Consider the following 16,487-nt stretch of genomic DNA (forward strand, 5'->3'; position numbering starts at 1 on the left):
AATCTAGTACACGAATTCATTTGCCTCGATCATGGAAGCCGCGATACGACGACGGGCTTCTTTGGTATTATAGAGGTCTTTTTTGGTAAAGCGCTTCAGGCCCATGAACAGCAGACGCTGCTCGTCACCTTCCACCATCGAGGCAATGGCTTCTTTACCAGCCAGGAAGGCAGTATCCACGGCATCGTTCACGGTCACGCGCACGATGTCGATCTGGTTCGCCACAGCATCCTCTCCTTTCATACCTACCAGCTTTTCTACACGCAGCAATGTAGATTCCGCCACGTATGTTTTAATAGCCATGTCTGCGATGTTCATCAGGATTTCCTGCTCTTTGGCCAGTGAGTTCATGTACTTTTGCACAGCCGTGCCAGCTACCATCAAAATCGCTTTCTTCAGGTTACGGATAGCCTTGTGCTCCGCTGCGAACAAGCCTTCCTCTTCAGCACCAAAGTCAGGTATAGCCATTAGCTCGTTTTGCACATTTTGTGCAGGGCCCATCAGGTCCAGCTCACCGTTCATGGCTTTCTTAAGGATCATGTCCACCGTAAGCATGCGGTTGATCTCGTTGGTACCCTCGAAGATGCGGTTGATGCGTGAATCGCGGTAAGCGCGGTCCATCGGATAGTCGGCGGAGAAGCCGTAGCCACCATAGATCTGGACACCTTCGTCTACTACGTAGTCAAGTACTTCCGAGCCTTCCACTTTCAGCATGGCGCACTCCACGGCAAACTCGCGGGCAGCACCCAGCATGGCTTCGTTCTCGCCTTTGCCTTCGGCCAACAGTTCCTGCTCTTTGCGGTAGATGTCCATACCACAACGGTACAGCGCCGACTCCACCGCATAAATGCGAATAGCCTGCTCTGCCAGCTTGTGACGGATGGCGCCGAACTTAGAGATCGGCAGTTTAAACTGCTGACGCTCGTTGGCATACTTCACCGAGAGGTCAACCACTTTTTTAGAGGCACCCAAGGTAGCAGCACAAAGCTTGATGCGGCCGATGTTCAGGATATTGAAAGCGATCAGGTGACCTTTGCCAATATCACCCAACACGTTCTCTTTCGGCACTTCGCAGTCCGACAGGAACACCTGACGGGTAGAAGAACCCTTGATACCCATTTTGTGCTCCTCGTTGCCAAGGCTCAAACCCGGGTAGCCTTTCTCCACGATAAAGCCTGTGAACTTGTCGCCATCTACCTGCGCGAATACAATGAACACATCGGCAAAACCGGCGTTCGTGATCCACATTTTCTGGCCGTTCAGGATGTAATGCGTACCTGCTTCGTTCAGTACAGCCTTGGTTTTAGCTGCCAGGGCATCAGAACCAGAACCTGGTTCTGTAAGACAGTATGCCGCGGCCCATTCGCCAGAAGTCAGCTTCGGTAGGTATTTCTCTTTCTGCTCGTCCGTACCGAAGTACAGAATCGGCAGCATGCCTATACCTGTGTGCGCCGCAAAAGCCACCGGGAAAGAGTGGCCTCCACCTACCGACTCCGTTACCAGCAGTGAAGTGTTAAAGTCCATGTTCAGGCCGCCGTATTGCTCCGGCATTGATACCGCGAACAAACCCAGCTCTCCAGCCTTTTTCATCAGACCTTCCATTAGGCCTTCCTCGTGGTTGTCGAGGCGCTCGAGGAGCGGTGTTACTTCTTCGCGCACAAAATCCAGACAGGTCTGCGCCATCATACGCTGTTCCTCGCTAAATTCGGCAGGTATAAATACGTCCTGCGCATCAGTTTCTTTGATCAGGAATTCACCACCGCGAACAGTGGCCTTATTTTTATCTGTTACATTTTCCATGGCAGAATTATGATTAGTGTTTTTAGGTACAGATTAGTTTTTACTTCAATAATTCGTAGATGCCGGCAACGCCTTGGCCGCCACCAACGCAGGCGGTGACCATGCCGTATTTCTTGCCGAGGCGGCGCAGCTCGTGGAATTGCTGGATGCTGAGTTTAGCGCCGGAGCAACCCAGTGGGTGCCCTAGTGCAATCGCTCCACCGCTCACGTTCAACTTTTCCGGGTCGAAATCAAGGTGACGCATCACGGCAATGGATTGGGCCGCAAAGGCCTCGTTCATCTCGATCAGGTCAATGTCATTGAGTGTCATACCGGCCATTTTGAGTGCTTTTGGAACGGCTGCGATAGGTCCCATACCCATAATGCGCGGGTCTATACCTCCAGTACCGTAGCTCACCATGCGGGCAATCGGCTCTAGGTTCAGCTCTTTCACCATGCGCTCACTCATCACGATCACGAAGGCAGCACCATCTGAGGTCTGCGACGAGTTACCGGCAGTAACCGAGCCACCAGCTGCAAACACCGGCTTCAGACGAGCCAATGCCTCCAGCGACGTATCGGCACGCGGACCTTCATCGGTATCCACCACATAAGAGCGGGTTTTCTTTTTGCCGTTCTCGTCGATGTAAGTTTCCTCAATTGTGATCGGCACAATCTGCTCTTTGAAATAGCCATTCTTAATGGCGTTGATGGCCTTTTGGTGTGAGTTGTAGGCAAACTCGTCCTGATCTTCACGTGAAACATTGTAGTCTTTCGCTACTGCCTCCGCCGTTAGGCCCATGCTCAGGTACCAGTCCGGGTTTTTCTTGGCGATGTTGTAGTTCGGAACCGTCTTCCAACCCACGGTTGGTACCATCGACATAGACTCCGTTCCACCTGCAATAATGCAGTCTGCCATACCTGCCTGTATGCGGTTGCAGGCAATGGCAATGGTTTCCACACCGGAGCCGCAGTAGCGGTTCACGGTCATACCTGACACAGACATGGGCAACGACAGCAAAGCGATCATACGACCGATCTGCAAGCCCTGCTCCGCTTCCGGCACGGCGTTACCCACAATCAGGTCGTCTACACGCTCTGGGTCAAGGGCTGGTACTGATGCCAAAAGATGTTTGATGACGTCAGCGGCTAGGTCATCAGGTCTGGTGAACCGGAAGCCCCCGCGCCCGGCCTTGCCTACTGCGCTACGAAATCCGGCTACGATATATGCGTTATTCATTTTGATGCTCTTTATAGTTTAAACTAAACTTTAATTTCTCAGCGGCTTGCCTGTGGTCAGGATGCTCTGAATGCGCTCTAGTGTCTTGCGCTCACCGGTAAGTGACAGGAAGGCTTCACGCTCGAGGTCCAGCAGGTACTGCTCACTCACATCCGTTGGGGCTGATAGGTCGCCACCGCACATCACGTAAGCTAGTTTGTGCGATATCTTCTGGTCATGCTCTGAAATGTAACCGCCTGTTACCATGGCGCTGGCTCCCGTCAGGAACATACCTAATGCGCCTTTGCCCTGCACTTTTATCTTGGTTTTCTTTGCTGGCTGCGTATACCCTGCCTCGGCCAGACGAATTGCCTGCGCTTTCGCATCGGCTATCAGTCGGTTGTTGTTGAGGGTAATGGCATCGCCTTCGCGCATAAAGCCTAAGTCGAAGGCCTCTTTCGCTGAAGTTGACACTTTCGCCATACCTATCGTCAGGTAGATGTTCTTTAGCGTGTTGTATTCGATGTCGCCGTCTTCGTACATCTCAGCTGCGCGGAGTGTCATTTCTTTCGTACCGCCGCCGCCTGGTATCAGACCTACGCCAAACTCTACCAGACCCATGTAAGTCTCAGCAGCCGCCTGCACATGGTCGCAATGCAGGTTGAGTTCGCAGCCACCGCCCAATGTCAGGCCGTGCGGCGCACCTACCACAGGTATAGCCGAGTAGCGCATGCGCATCATCGTGTCTTGGAATTGCTTGATCATGAAGTTGATCTCGTCGTACTCCTGTTCCAAAGCATACATATAGATCAAGCCCACGTTGGCTCCGGCAGAGAAGTTAGCGGCGTCGCTGCCTACTACCATGCCCCGAAATTCCTTTTCGGCAATCTCTATACCTTTGTTCAGGCCCTGTACCACATCGCCTCCGATAGTGTTCATCTTGGTGTGGAACTCCACGTTCAGGATGCCGTCGCCCAAGTCGATCAGGCTGGCACCGGAGTTTTTCCACACTACTTTGTTGCTGCGCAGGTTGTCGAGAATGATGAAGTTCTCCACACCCGGTATCGCTTTGTATTCTTTGCTCTGGATGTCGTAGTAGCGGCGGTTGCCGTTCTCCACGATGTAGAAAGATTCTTTGCCTTTGTTGAGCATTTCCTCTACCCAAGCGGCCGGCTGGTAACCTGCCTCGGTCATGCGCTGCACAGCCTCACGGGCACCGATCACGTCCCAGTACTCGAACGGACCAAGCTCCCAGCCAAAGCCGGCACGCATGGCATCGTCGATGCGGTATAGTTCGTCGGAGATTTCAGGCATACGGTTGCTCACATACTGGAACAAGCCGTAGAGCGACTCGTTGAAGAATTGCGCCGCTTTGTCGTTTTGCTTCGAAAAGGTCTTCACCCGCTTCTTCAAATCCTCAATGGGCTTGAGCACCTCGAGGCTCTGGAACTTCGGACGTTGTTTCGGACCGTACTCCAGTGTGTTCAGATTAAGTGTGAGTATCTCAGTTTTGCCTTTGGCATCTTTGGTCTTTTTGTAGAAGCCCTGACCGGTCTTATCGCCCAGCCATTTGTTCTCCACCATCTTCTGCAGGTAGTCCGGTAGCTTGAACAACTCGCGCGATTCATCTTTCTCGCCTGTCTGATGCAGACCGTTGGCTACGTTAGCGAGGGTATCCAATCCCACCACATCCAGCGTGCGGAAAGTGGCGGACTTCGGACGACCGATGATTGGACCCGTAATGCGGTCCACCTCGTCCACGTTCAGACCGAGTTTGTTCATCACCTGCAAACCCTGCATGATGGCGTAGATGCCTACCCGGTTTGCGATAAAGGCTGGTGTGTCCTTAGCCAACACAGTGGTCTTACCAAGGTATAAGTCGCCGTAGTGCATCAGGAAGTCTACAACATCCTGATCGGTTTCTGGCGTAGGTATAATTTCTAATAGCTTGAGGTAGCGCGGCGGGTTAAAGAAGTGCGTGCCGCAGAAGTGTTTCTTGAAGTCGTCGGACCGTCCCTCTAGCATCATGTGGATCGGTATACCTGACGTGTTGGAAGTGATCAGCGTGCCCGGCTTGCGGTGCTGTTCCACCTGATCAAACACCGTCTTCTTGATCTTGAGGTTCTCCACTACCACTTCGATGGTCCAATCGGCGGTGGCAATGTCCTTCATGTTGTCCTCGAAGTTGCCAGTCTGGATAAGGCGGGCGTCGGACTTGCGGTAAAGCGGCGAAGGATTGGACTTGATGGCGGCCTCCAGCGCACTGTTCACAATGCGGTTGCGGACCTGTTTCTTCTCCAGCGTCAGCCCTTTTTTCTCTTCGTCAGGAGTTAGTTCGCGCGGCACGATGTCGAGCAACAGTACCTGCACACCGATATTGGCAAAGTGGCAGGCAATGCGGGAGCCCATTACACCGGAACCCAGCACGGCTACTTTCTTAATTAATCTCTTCATAGAAAAAGCTTGATGGTCTACTATGGTTAGAAAATCTCTTTGTTTTCGATCATGTTGATGATGCGCTCGGAGACCCGGAAAAAGGTATTCAACTCTTCCTGTGGTATAGCTTCCTGCACTTTATGGTTAAAATGAAGCACCGTTCTGCGCGACACTTCCTTTTTCTCCAGCCCTAGTTCGGTCAGGAAAATCCGCACCAGCCGTTTATCCTTGTCGTCAGACACCTTATAGATAAGGCCTTTCTCCTCCATGCTCTTCAGGATGCGGGTCAGGCTGCGTGCCTCCAGCCCGAGTAAGGGGGCTATTTTGGTGGCGGGAGTACCTGTCTCCTGATTGATGTTTAACAGAACAAATCCTATGGAGGTGGTAATATCATTTTTGGCAGCCTCTGTATTATACATACGCGAGATAGCATGCCAACAAACCTTCACATTATAATCTACGGTCTCTTCCGGCTTCATGCATCATGTAGTTTATACCAAATATAAAGAAAAATGTTATGCAAGCATACTAATTTAACGAAAAATTTATTCCCCCTCCGACTTCAAAGGTTAAAGCGGATTTCGTGCTATAGTACCTTCCGCTATAGTTTATGTATAATTCATAGAATGGTTACAAACAAAAAACCCTTTCCGATCCGGAAAGGGTTTTTTGTTACCTGAAAGGCTTTAAATCTTCAATTCACTTCAAATTAATACATACTGTCAATCTCTTTCTGGTAATTGGCTGTAATGTTTTTGCGCTTCACCTTCAGGGTTGGTGTCAGCTCACCGCTTTCCACTGTCCACATGTTAGGAACCAGCGTGAACTTCTTGATGGTCTCAAATTGCGCCAGCCCTTCGTTGGCTTTGTCCACCTCACGCTTATACTTGTCAATGATCTCCGGTTTAGTGATCATCTCAGCATCAGAGGTATACGGTATACCTTTGTGCGCACACCAGTCCTGCAGCCCCAGGAACGAAGGCACGATCAAAGCGGCGGCGTACTTCTGCCCGGCACCTACCACCATGGCCTGCTCTATCACCACCGATTCCTTCAGCTTGTTCTCGATCGGTTGCGGCGCCACATACTTACCACCCGACGTTTTGAACATCTCTTTCTTGCGGTCCGTAATCTTAAGGAACTTGCCTTCTACCAGTTCTCCTATGTCACCGGTATGGAACCAGTTTTCGGCGTCGATCACTTCGGCCGTCAGATCAGGTTTCTTGTAATAGCCTTTCATCACGTGTGGTCCACGGGTCAGTATCTCACCATCCTCTGCAATTTTGATCTCCACCCCATCGATGGCCATACCTACGGTACCAATCACATTGTTCTCCGGCTCGTAGCGGTTCACAGCTATCACCGGCGACGTCTCCGTCAGACCATAACCTTCCATCACGCGGATGTTGGCTGACCAGAACACACGGGCCAGACGTGGCTGTAGTGCCGCACCACCCGACACGATGGCAATTACGTTGCCGCCCAGGGCCTCACGCCATTTGCTAAAGATAAGTTTATTGGCCAGTTCCAGCTGCTTGTTGTACCACCAGCCTTTGTCCTCACGGGTATCATACTGCAGGCCGAGCTCCAGTGCCCAGAAGAAAAGCTTACGCTTCACGCCGGTCAGTTCCATACCTTTGGCCACGATCTTGTCATATACCTTCTCGAGCAGACGCGGCACCGTGGTAAATACATGCGGCTGCACCTCTTTCAGGTTGTCGGCCACTTTCTCGATGCTCTCAGCGTAGTAGATCGACACGCCGATACGCATGTATAAATAAAGGAGCATGCGCTCGAAAATGTGGCAAAGCGGCAGGAAGCTCAGCGCGCGGTGATGCTGGTTGACCGGCACATAAGGCAGCGTACCAGTCACGTTACTGATAATGTTGTTATTTGTCAGCATTACCCCCTTCGGGTTGCCAGTTGTACCAGAGGTATAGATAATGGTGAGGATATCGTCAGGACCAACGCCAGCCTTCAATGGCTCAAGCTGTGCTACGTCTTCTCCTTCTCCCAGTTTGATCACTTCTTTCCAGTGCTTGGCACCGTGAATTTCGTCGAAGGTATAGATCTCTTTGATGCTCTCCATCCCCTCTGTAGCAGCCACCACTTTGTTGTAGAGCTCCGCGTCAGACACAAACACAGCTTTCACCTCCGCATCGTTGAAGATGTAGCGGTAGTCCTCCACCGTGATCGTCGGGTACATTGGCACACTGATAGCACCTATCTGCTGTATACCAAAGTCAGCAAACACCCACTCCGGTCGGTTCAGGGAAATAATAGCCACTTTGTCGCCCTTTCCTATACCTAATTTCAGCAGACCAAGGCTCACCTGGTTGGCAGTGTCTTGCACATCCTGTGTGCTGTATTTAATCCATTGTCCGTTAACTTTTGTAGCCAGACAGTCCGGCTGAGGCGAGTTCTGCAGCTGAAAAGGCAGCAGATCAAGGGTGCGGGTTACGTTCATTGTGTTTGCTAAGGTTAGTGTCAGTCTATTTTAGGACGTTACGAACGATGGCACAACATGGGCCACACGTTCGTTAGTATGTGCATTTTAATTATTTTTTTCTGAAATTTCTATACCTTCCTGTACAAATATTTGCTATTCATTATATTGATAGCACTTTTTACGCGAAAAAGTTATAGTTAATAAAAGCCGCTCACAAAAGCAGCAGTTTTGCTATATTTGACCTTCCTGATTCTGATTTATGAACCTTTCCATCTTTTTCGAACCTCTGAATGAGGACATTTTTGCGCTGCTTGACAAACCGCGCACACTTGGTGCCTACATCGGCCGCTTTACTGGCAAATTCCCCGACTGGCGCTCAGCTGACATCGCCCTGATCGGGATAAACGAGACCCGGGGACAAGGAGAGGAAACAGTAGCAGAGATGATTCCGGCCCGTGCTGTACGCAAAAAACTGTACAGCATGCACAAAGGAGCCGGTCGCTGCAACATAGTCGACCTGGGCAACCTGCGCCCGGGTATAACACTCGACGACACTTACCTGCGGCTGAAAGAAATCGTTGAAATCCTCATCTCCCATAACACCATCCCCATTATCATTGGCGGCACGCATGACCTGGAGTACGGACAATACATGGGCTATGAGTACCTGGAACGTGCCGTGAATATGGTGACCGTGGACAGCAGTGTGGACATGAGCGAAGACAATGACGTGCCTGCCAATAAAAAGCAGCTCCGCCAGATTCTGATGCACGAACCAAACTACCTCTTCAGCCTGGGCCAGATCGGCTATCAGTCTTACCTGGTGGACCCAGAAGTGATGGCCACGTTCGAAAAGCTGCACTTTGAGGCATACCGTGTAGGCGAAGTGCACCGCAGTGTGCAGGAGATGGAGCCGGTTGTACGCCTGGCTGATTTGCTCACTTTTGATATTTCGGCTATCCGCCATCAGGATGCGCCGGGCTATACGCCAGCCAACCCGTTCGGGCTTACAGGCGAGGAAGCCTGCCAGCTGTGCTGGTATGCAGGTCTGAGTGACCAGATGACATCACTGGGAATTTACGAGTATGATCCGGCACAGGACAGCCAGGAACTAACGGCCATGACCATCGCCACCATGATCTGGTACTTCATAGAGGGCTTCTACCACCGCAAGAACGAAACAGAATTCAGCTCTAGCAAGTTTACCAAATACGCCGTCGCCTTCAGTGACAATCCGGAGCGTATGACATTCTATAAAAGCAAAGCAAGTGAAAAGTGGTGGATGGAAGTAGAACCCCTTTCAGACGAAAAGAGTCCCCGCATTGTACCCTGCAGTTATGAAGACTATCTGCAGGCCATCAAAGGCGAAGTACCTAACCGCTGGATCCTGACACAGTCCCGCATTGGCTAACACTTCAGGAAGCGAACAAAGAAACAAACCCGATTCTGTTCCGTTTGCCCCAATCACTAGGGCAGTATTATTATATTTGCAATCCGGGCTCTGTGAGGCCTGCAATCAAATGGAAGAAAATCTCCCGGAGTTCACCCTGCAACAGCTTGCCCTGCGCAACGGCCAGGACCGTGACGAAGTATGGGTGGCTTACAAAGGCCTGATTTACGACGTGAAAAAATCACGCCTGTGGCGGAGCGGCAACCACTACGAGCACTGGGCAGGCCAGGACCTGACCGAGGAACTGAAGGATGCACCACATACCGAATATGTATTTGACAAATTTGAGGTGATCGGACAAGTCAAAAATTCAGTATACCGAAAATAAAACACAGGGAGTATGCTACTGTAACGGTAGGCTCCTGATCAACTATAAATTACCAATACTATGATTCTGATAGCTGACAGCGGCTCTACCAAAACAGACTGGCGTGTAATCGATGCCGACAACGAATATGAACAGGTCAACACAACTGGCATCAACCCGCAGTACCTCGACACTGACAAGATTTACAGCATTTTTGAGACCGAGCTGCTGCCTCAGCTGAAAGAAAAAAACATTAGCGCTATTTACTATTACGGTGCTGGCTGTAGCTCTCCGGAGCGCAACAAACGCGTAGAAGACGCCCTTAGCCGCGCCTTCCCGAACGTTCCGAACTATGTGGACCATGACCTGCTGGCCGCGGCCCGTGCCCTGTGTGGTCACAAGCCAGGTATAGCCTGTATTCTGGGCACCGGCTCCAACTCCTGTCTTTATGATGGCAAGAACATTATAGACAACGTGACTTCACTCGGTTTCCTGATGGGTGACGAAGGCAGTGGTGCCTACTTGGGCAAACTGTTGATCAAAGCCTACATGTACCGTGAGTTGCCTGAAGAATTGGCCACTTCACTTAAGAACAGATACAATCTGACCAAGGACGGCATACTTGACGCTGTATACGGCTCAGACATACCAAGTCAGTACCTGGCCACTTTTGCTAAATTCATGTATGAAAAACGCAAGAGTCCGGTGATCAAAGAGATGATTTACGAGAACTTCGAGGAGTTCTTTGAGCGCCATGTCAGCAAGTACGAGGGTTTTGGTGAGCTTCCTGTAAACTTTGTTGGTTCTATCGCGTTTCATTTCTCGGACACGCTCAAGCTGGTCGCCAAGAAGTATGGCTGCCATATCGGAGTAATCATCTCCAGCCCAAGCGAAGGCCTGATCAAATACCACCAGGAGCTGCTCAAAATGCAGAATGCCTAATTACAAACACGCTTTTTTACTGAATTCAAATTTGACCGATTAACACAGTGTCCACTACCGAATCCGACTCACTTTACGATAGACTAGAGCAAATGCCCGTGCACGAGGTGCTCACCTGCATCAACCAGGAAGACAAAAGTGTGCCACTGGCTGTTGAGCGTGTTATACCTCAGATCGAGACGCTGGTCAATGCTACTGTAGAGCGTCTCCGTGACGGAGGCAGACTCTTTTACATTGGGGCAGGCACCAGCGGGCGACTCGGCATAGTAGACGCATCGGAGTGTCCTCCTACTTATGGGGTGCCCCATGGCCTGGTAGTCGGCATTATAGCAGGTGGTGACGGCGCCATCCGGAAGGCAGTGGAATTTGCCGAAGATGACACCAAACAGGCTTGGAAAGACTTGCAGGAGCATAATATCACTACCAAAGACATCGTGGTAGGTATAGCCGCTTCGGGCAGCACACCCTATGTAATAGGCGGATTGGAAGATTGCCGACGCCAGGGGATAGCCACTGGCTGTATTGTATGCAATGCCAACAGTGCTATAGCCGCTGCTGCTGACTATCCGGTAGAAGTGGTTACAGGTCCGGAATTTGTAACGGGCAGCACCCGCATGAAAGCCGGTACTGCTCAAAAGCTGGTGCTCAACATGCTCACCACTGCCACCATGATCCAGCTCGGCCACGTGAGGGGCAACAAGATGGTGGACATGCAGCTATCGAACACCAAGCTGGTGGAGCGCGGCACACGCATGCTGATGGAAGAGCTACAGTTGGCAAAACCTGAGGCTGCTGCCTTACTCAAGAAGTATGGTAGCGTTCGTGCTGCCATCGAGGCCTACCGTAATGGCAATGGCATTTCTTAAGAAGGCTTATTTCTGATAAAACAGCTCGGCCTGCCAGTATTAAAGTTTACTGGCAGGCCGAGCTGTTTTATCGCTTTTTGATTAAGAGCTGCTAGTCCAAGATGGCCATACTTTCTACAAGCACTTTTGCTGCTTCTTTGCTTGGTACTTTGTAATTGGTCACCGCCCAGTCATAGCCTAGTTTAAAGCGATCATCTTTCATGGCGTAGCGCATTTTCTCGCGGTAGTCGGCTACAGGCTCCAGACCAAGCGCCTGCCGGAGCTCGTTCGCCCGCGCCTCTTCTTCCTCGCTCATGCGTTGAATCAGATAGCGGCTCGACAGATCTCCAAACTCATCATCATCCTGGCAGTCTTCCGGTTTGTTGCAGATCACACGTGCAAGCACTTTAGACCGATACAGGTTCTTGCCCTGCTGTTGGTCCATCAGGTAAGCCGCCGCGTGCGGGTCGAGTTTGCCCTCCTGCACTGCCTGAGTAAGCACAGGCGTGAAGTCAAAGCCGTTGCGGGCAGAGGTCTGGCGTTGAATCACAATACTGAAGCGCGGCAGCGCCTCCAAGGTGTCGGGCACCCCAATCAGTTCCTCCCCCGGATAGCCGTGTTTGCTGATCCAGGCCAGCAGCTTTTTCACATTATCAGCTTCTATTTTTCTGATCGTGTCGGCATGCACGCGCAGACCTCCCTTAGCCTGCCGGAAGAACTGGTCACGGGCCCAGAGCTCATCCAGATCGGCACGCAGGTCTATGTTCATATTCTCACGGAAGGCTTTGCGGCGCTTCGGATATTTTTTTGCGAACTTCTTCCAGCCTTTATGGGCTCGCAGTGGTTCAAACACCTCCTGCTGCTCCAGGTACTCCAGGGTCACTCCTTTTTCCACCAGTTTCTCGAGGTAGTCTATACCTTGCTTTTCATTGCCTGTAAGCGTGGCACATACCGCGGCATTGTAATAGTCGCGGGCAAAGCCCTTGGGTACGGCCGAGAAGGCCTGCTGGTAAGTTTCCAGCGCCCCTTCGTAGTCCTTTGCCATCACCAGCCTTTCAGCTTTGTTGATTCGAGGATGGTACTCTTTGATATAATCTGCTTTCGCAAACGCCTGATTGCCGTAACTCAGCATTACAAGCAGAAGAAGCAAAGAGAGGGTCTGTCTTAAAAAATTGAAGCTGAATGTGAACTGCATAGAAAATGAGTGATGTTTTCAGTTGGAACGTGCTATGTTATAACGTACTCGGGGCAGCCTTAGCATATCTTGCGGCCATTTTGTACCTGCTTATACCTGCATCAGTATGCAGGAGTTGACTAATCAGGCGATTTCTACCTTAAATATAGCCAACTTTGTCCAAAATCTTAGAGTAGACAGACAAATGCCTGCCAATGGCACAGGCGGCAAAATGAATTGATATATGCACACGATCGAACCCTTTTATAACTGGCTGGAGCTCTATTCAGCTACCGACGACCCTCGCTCTCCACTGTATGGAGCCGAGAACAGCCTGACACACTACACGCATACCATTTACGGTTACTACATCCACCCGCAGTGGGACGACATCGACTCTGAAACACTTTTCCTGAAAATACTTTATGCCGACTACGACCTGAGCTTTGCCGTGATCGAGTTTATCGGGGAGTGGAACGATGCCCTCAACAATGACATCATGAAGCTCAAGCGTAACATCATCGACCCGCTCGTGCAGGAGGATATCAAGCATTTTATTCTGATAGGTGAGAATGTGTTCAACTTCCACGGTTCCGAAGACGATTATTACGAAGAGTGGTTTGAGGATGTGGAGGAAGGCTGGATTGCGGCTATCAGCTTCCGTGACTTTGTGCTTAACGAGATGCGTAGCTACAACATAGACTCGTACATCAACTCAGGTGGCACTCTGGACGAGCTACACTGGCGCACCTATACGCCCAAGCGGCTCTTTGCGCTGGTCAACAGTATGATTCAGAAAAGGCTTGGTCCGTGATCATATACCTGATTGCAGACATAAAAAAAACGGCAGACTCTTAGAAGGGCCAGCCGTTTTTTTATGTTGTGGATATTTTATTGAACAGCTTCTTCTGTTTCGTCTTCTACTTCTTCAGCGGCATCTTCCACGTCGTCGCCTACGTCTTCTGCGGTGTCTTCCATTCTTTCCTGTGTGTTTTCTTCACGCGTTTCGCATGATGTGAAAGAGAAAGTTAGCAAACCTGCAACAAGCATCATTAAAATTGGCTTCTTCATATTAAGTTGGTTAAGGTGAGAAATAAGCTTCTTGCAATACGGGGACAGTATGTATAGGTTTTGGCATATATAAAAAAAAGCACTCCACGGAGTGCTTTTTTCTTTTGCCTGACCACATGGTCAGGTAGTACTGGTACTAGTGTGATTACTGAACAGTAGTTGTGTCTTCCATTACAGATGTAGTGTCCATCTCCATGTCAGTCTCAACGTCAACTGTCTCTACAGTTTCAGTTTCAGTAGTCTCAACATCAGTTGCAGTTTCTTCTGCGTTATTGCATGATGCAAATGTGAAAAGACCTGCAACGAATAGTAAACCGAATACTTTTTTCATAATGTTTTGTGATTGGTTAAAGATGAAGCATCAAATATAACAGTATATCTGAATATATTGATATAGAAGCTCTTATTTTTTCTTAAACAACACTTTGATCGGCACACCCTCGAAGCCAAAATGCTTACGGATGCTGTTCTCCAGGTAGCGTGTGTAAGGCTCCTTCACATACTGCGGCAGGTTGCAGAAGAACGCAAACGTTGGGTTATGCGTCGGCAGCTGCGTCACATACTTGATCTTGATGAACTTTCCTTTCACGGATGGTGGCGGGTAACGCTCAATGTCCGGGAGGATTTTGTCGTTCAGCTTCGAAGTAGAGATTTTACGCGTTTTCTGCTCGTATACCTCCATTGCTGTTTCCACGGCCTTGTGCACACGCTGCTTTGTCACAACAGAGGTAAAGATGATCGGCACGTACTTGATCGGTGCGATCGCTTCAAGAATCTTCTCTTCGAACTCCTTGGTCGTATTCGTCTCTTTCTCTACCAAATCCCACTTGTTCACCAGAATCACGATGCCTTTGCGGTTTTTCTCAGCCAGTGAGATGATGTTCACATCCTGTGACTCTATTCCTCTGGTAGCATCCAGCATCACAATACACACATCAGCATCTTCCAAAGCACGCACGGAGCGCATCACGGAGTAAAACTCAATGTCTTCGCTCACTTTGCTCTTGCGGCGCAGACCAGCTGTGTCGACAATGATAAACTCTTTGCCAAAGGCATTGTAGCGGGAGTCGATGGCATCGCGGGTCGTACCGGCAATATCGGTCACGATGTTACGCTCTACACCCAGCAGCATGTTCACGAAAGAAGACTTACCTACGTTCGGGCGACCCAGCACGGCAAGTCTAGGTATACCTGCATCCGGATCTTCTGTGCCTTCGGTTTTGAAGTGTTTCACCACCTCATCCAGCAGATCACCTGTACCGGAGCCACTCTGCGATGAGATTGGGAAAATGTCTATACCTAAACCCAGTGCATAAAACTCACCCATCTGGTGGGCACGCGCATTGGTATCGGCTTTATTAGCCACTACATAAATAGGCTTGTCGGTGCGACGCAGTACGTTGGCAAACTCTTCGTCCAATCCGGTCAGACCAGCCTCCACATCTACCATGAACAGGATTACGTCGGCTTCTTTGATAGCCAGTTCTACCTGCTTGTTGATTTCACCTTCAAAAATATCGTCGGAGCCGTGCACATAACCACCCGTGTCAATCACGGTGAAGTATTTGCCGGTCCAGTCGCCATGCCCGTAGCTACGGTCGCGGGTTACGCCGCTCTCGTTGTCCATAATGGCTTGGCGGCGCCCCACAAGGCGATTAAAAAGTGTAGACTTGCCCACGTTCGGGCGGCCTACGATTGCAATGATGTTGGTTGACATCTAAATAAAATAAAATAGTTAAAGTGCCCCCGGAGCACCTTGCCCCGAAGCTTTAATGGTGCGCTACTCGCTGTAGCCAAAACGGCGTAACAGCTTCTGGTCGGTTCGCCAGTTCTCGTTCACGCGCACGTATAAATCAAGAAATATCTTTTTCTGGAAAAACTGTTCCATATCCAGACGGGCTTGCATGCCTACTTTTTTCAGCGCTTCGCCTTTGTGGCCGATCACAATACCTTTCTGGCTTTTGCGCTCCACGCTGATTTCGGCACGGATACGGATGATGTCCTCTTCTTCTTTAAACTCCTCCACTACTACTTCGCAGCTGTAGGGAATTTCCTTTTTATAGTTGAGGAAAATCTTCTCCCGGATGATCTCCGACACAAAGAAACGCTCGGGCTTGTCAGTCAGTTCATCTTTCGGATAAAAAGCCGGATGCTCGGGCAACAAAGCCATCAAACGATTGAATAGCTGCTCTACGCCAAAGTTATGCAAAGCCGAAATCGGGTGGATCTCGGTCGGGTTCATCTTCTCCTGCCAGTAAGCTACCTTCTCCTGCACTTCCTCTTCTGTAGCCTGATCAATCTTATTGATCAGCAACAGGATGGGCACCTCGGCATGCTGCAATCGCTTGATCACATCATCCTCGTCGTGCTTCTCGTAAATGTCCGTCACAAACAGAATGATGTCGGCATCTTCCAGGGATGTGCGCACAAAACTCATCATTGACTCATGCAGGGCATACTGCGGCTTGATGATGCCAGGGGTGTCAGAGTACACGATCTGAAAATCATCGCCATTCAGGATACCCATGATGCGGTGACGTGTGGTCTGGGCTTTGGACGTGATAATAGACAGCTTCTCCCCTACCAGGGCATTCATAAGTGTGGATTTACCCACATTTGGCTTACCTACTATACTTACAAAACCAGCTTTGTGCGGAGCTTGTGACATAATTAAAATTTGAGGATGCAAAATTACTTCTTTTTTACGAAACCCCGTGAAAATGTGTGGATTTAGAATTTTGATTGAATGCGAGAATGAAGTTTTAAACATTTCTCTCTGCTTTCAGCTTTACTCCATACCTCCCTCTATCAGGGT

Annotated in this window: 15 protein-coding genes; 5 read left to right on the plus strand and 10 right to left on the minus strand. The window is 50.1% G+C overall.

Annotation, left to right across the window (positions count from 1 at the left end; translation table 11 throughout):
* Positions 1-3 precede the first annotated feature (3 nt).
* The 5 genes from I0P70_RS19030 to I0P70_RS19050 all read right to left on the minus strand — a co-directional run bounded on the left by I0P70_RS19030 (position 4) and on the right by I0P70_RS19050 (position 7,901).
* A complete protein-coding gene (locus I0P70_RS19030) occupies positions 4-1,800 on the minus strand; it encodes an acyl-CoA dehydrogenase family protein (RefSeq protein WP_196120732.1) in 1,797 nt (598 codons plus the stop codon).
* Positions 1,801-1,840: 40 nt separating this feature from the next.
* Positions 1,841-3,019, minus strand: coding sequence for an acetyl-CoA C-acyltransferase (locus I0P70_RS19035; RefSeq protein ID WP_196120733.1), 1,179 nt, complete (start codon positions 3,017-3,019; stop codon positions 1,841-1,843).
* A gap of 30 nt (positions 3,020-3,049) precedes the next feature.
* Positions 3,050-5,452, minus strand: a complete 2,403-nt coding sequence (locus tag I0P70_RS19040; protein ID WP_196120734.1) for a 3-hydroxyacyl-CoA dehydrogenase/enoyl-CoA hydratase family protein — start codon at positions 5,450-5,452, stop codon at positions 3,050-3,052.
* Between the two features lie 26 nt (positions 5,453-5,478).
* Positions 5,479-5,913, minus strand: a complete 435-nt coding sequence (locus tag I0P70_RS19045; protein WP_007660386.1) for a MarR family winged helix-turn-helix transcriptional regulator — start codon at positions 5,911-5,913, stop codon at positions 5,479-5,481.
* Positions 5,914-6,143: 230 nt separating this feature from the next.
* Positions 6,144-7,901, minus strand: coding sequence for a long-chain fatty acid--CoA ligase (locus I0P70_RS19050; RefSeq protein WP_196120735.1), 1,758 nt, complete (start codon positions 7,899-7,901; stop codon positions 6,144-6,146).
* A 241-nt stretch (positions 7,902-8,142) separates the two neighbouring features.
* Here I0P70_RS19050 and I0P70_RS19055 point away from each other — a divergent pair, with 241 nt between their 5' ends.
* The 4 genes from I0P70_RS19055 to murQ all read left to right on the plus strand — a co-directional run bounded on the left by I0P70_RS19055 (position 8,143) and on the right by murQ (position 11,448).
* Positions 8,143-9,294, plus strand: a complete 1,152-nt coding sequence (locus tag I0P70_RS19055; RefSeq protein WP_196120736.1) for a formimidoylglutamase — start codon at positions 8,143-8,145, stop codon at positions 9,292-9,294.
* Between the two features lie 109 nt (positions 9,295-9,403).
* Positions 9,404-9,661: a cytochrome b5 domain-containing protein gene (locus I0P70_RS19060; protein WP_007660383.1), complete on the plus strand. Its 258-nt coding sequence runs from the start codon at positions 9,404-9,406 to the stop codon at positions 9,659-9,661.
* A gap of 60 nt (positions 9,662-9,721) precedes the next feature.
* Positions 9,722-10,582, plus strand: a complete 861-nt coding sequence (locus I0P70_RS19065; RefSeq protein WP_076423283.1) for a hypothetical protein — start codon at positions 9,722-9,724, stop codon at positions 10,580-10,582.
* 47 nt (positions 10,583-10,629) lie between these two features.
* Entirely contained in the window at positions 10,630-11,448 is an 819-nt protein-coding gene (gene murQ, locus I0P70_RS19070; protein WP_370583262.1) for an N-acetylmuramic acid 6-phosphate etherase, read from the plus strand.
* 91 nt (positions 11,449-11,539) lie between these two features.
* On the opposite strand, the gene I0P70_RS19075 is transcribed toward murQ, so the two are convergent.
* Positions 11,540-12,622: a hypothetical protein gene (locus tag I0P70_RS19075; RefSeq protein WP_196120737.1), complete on the minus strand. Its 1,083-nt coding sequence runs from the start codon at positions 12,620-12,622 to the stop codon at positions 11,540-11,542.
* Between the two features lie 223 nt (positions 12,623-12,845).
* Between I0P70_RS19075 and I0P70_RS19080 the strand changes: the two genes are divergently transcribed.
* On the plus strand, positions 12,846-13,415 hold the full coding sequence (locus tag I0P70_RS19080) for a hypothetical protein (protein ID WP_196120738.1): 570 nt from the start codon (positions 12,846-12,848) through the stop codon (positions 13,413-13,415).
* A gap of 77 nt (positions 13,416-13,492) precedes the next feature.
* Here I0P70_RS19080 and I0P70_RS19085 read toward each other — a convergent pair whose 3' ends face one another.
* The 4 genes from I0P70_RS19085 to era form a co-directional block, all read right to left on the minus strand.
* Positions 13,493-13,672 carry a hypothetical protein gene (locus I0P70_RS19085; protein WP_196120739.1) on the minus strand — a complete coding sequence of 60 codons (180 nt, stop codon included), beginning with the start codon at positions 13,670-13,672 and terminating at the stop codon, positions 13,493-13,495.
* A gap of 145 nt (positions 13,673-13,817) precedes the next feature.
* Positions 13,818-14,003 carry a hypothetical protein gene (locus I0P70_RS19090; protein ID WP_076423280.1) on the minus strand — a complete coding sequence of 62 codons (186 nt, stop codon included), beginning with the start codon at positions 14,001-14,003 and terminating at the stop codon, positions 13,818-13,820.
* A 72-nt stretch (positions 14,004-14,075) separates the two neighbouring features.
* Entirely contained in the window at positions 14,076-15,389 is a 1,314-nt protein-coding gene (gene der / locus I0P70_RS19095; RefSeq protein ID WP_196120740.1) for a ribosome biogenesis GTPase Der, read from the minus strand.
* 63 nt (positions 15,390-15,452) lie between these two features.
* Positions 15,453-16,340: a GTPase Era gene (era, locus tag I0P70_RS19100; protein ID WP_196120741.1), complete on the minus strand. Its 888-nt coding sequence runs from the start codon at positions 16,338-16,340 to the stop codon at positions 15,453-15,455.
* Positions 16,341-16,487: the final 147 nt, after the last annotated feature.

The organism is Pontibacter sp. FD36 (assembly GCF_015686655.1).
Taxonomy (GTDB): Bacteria; Bacteroidota; Bacteroidia; order Cytophagales; family Hymenobacteraceae; genus Pontibacter.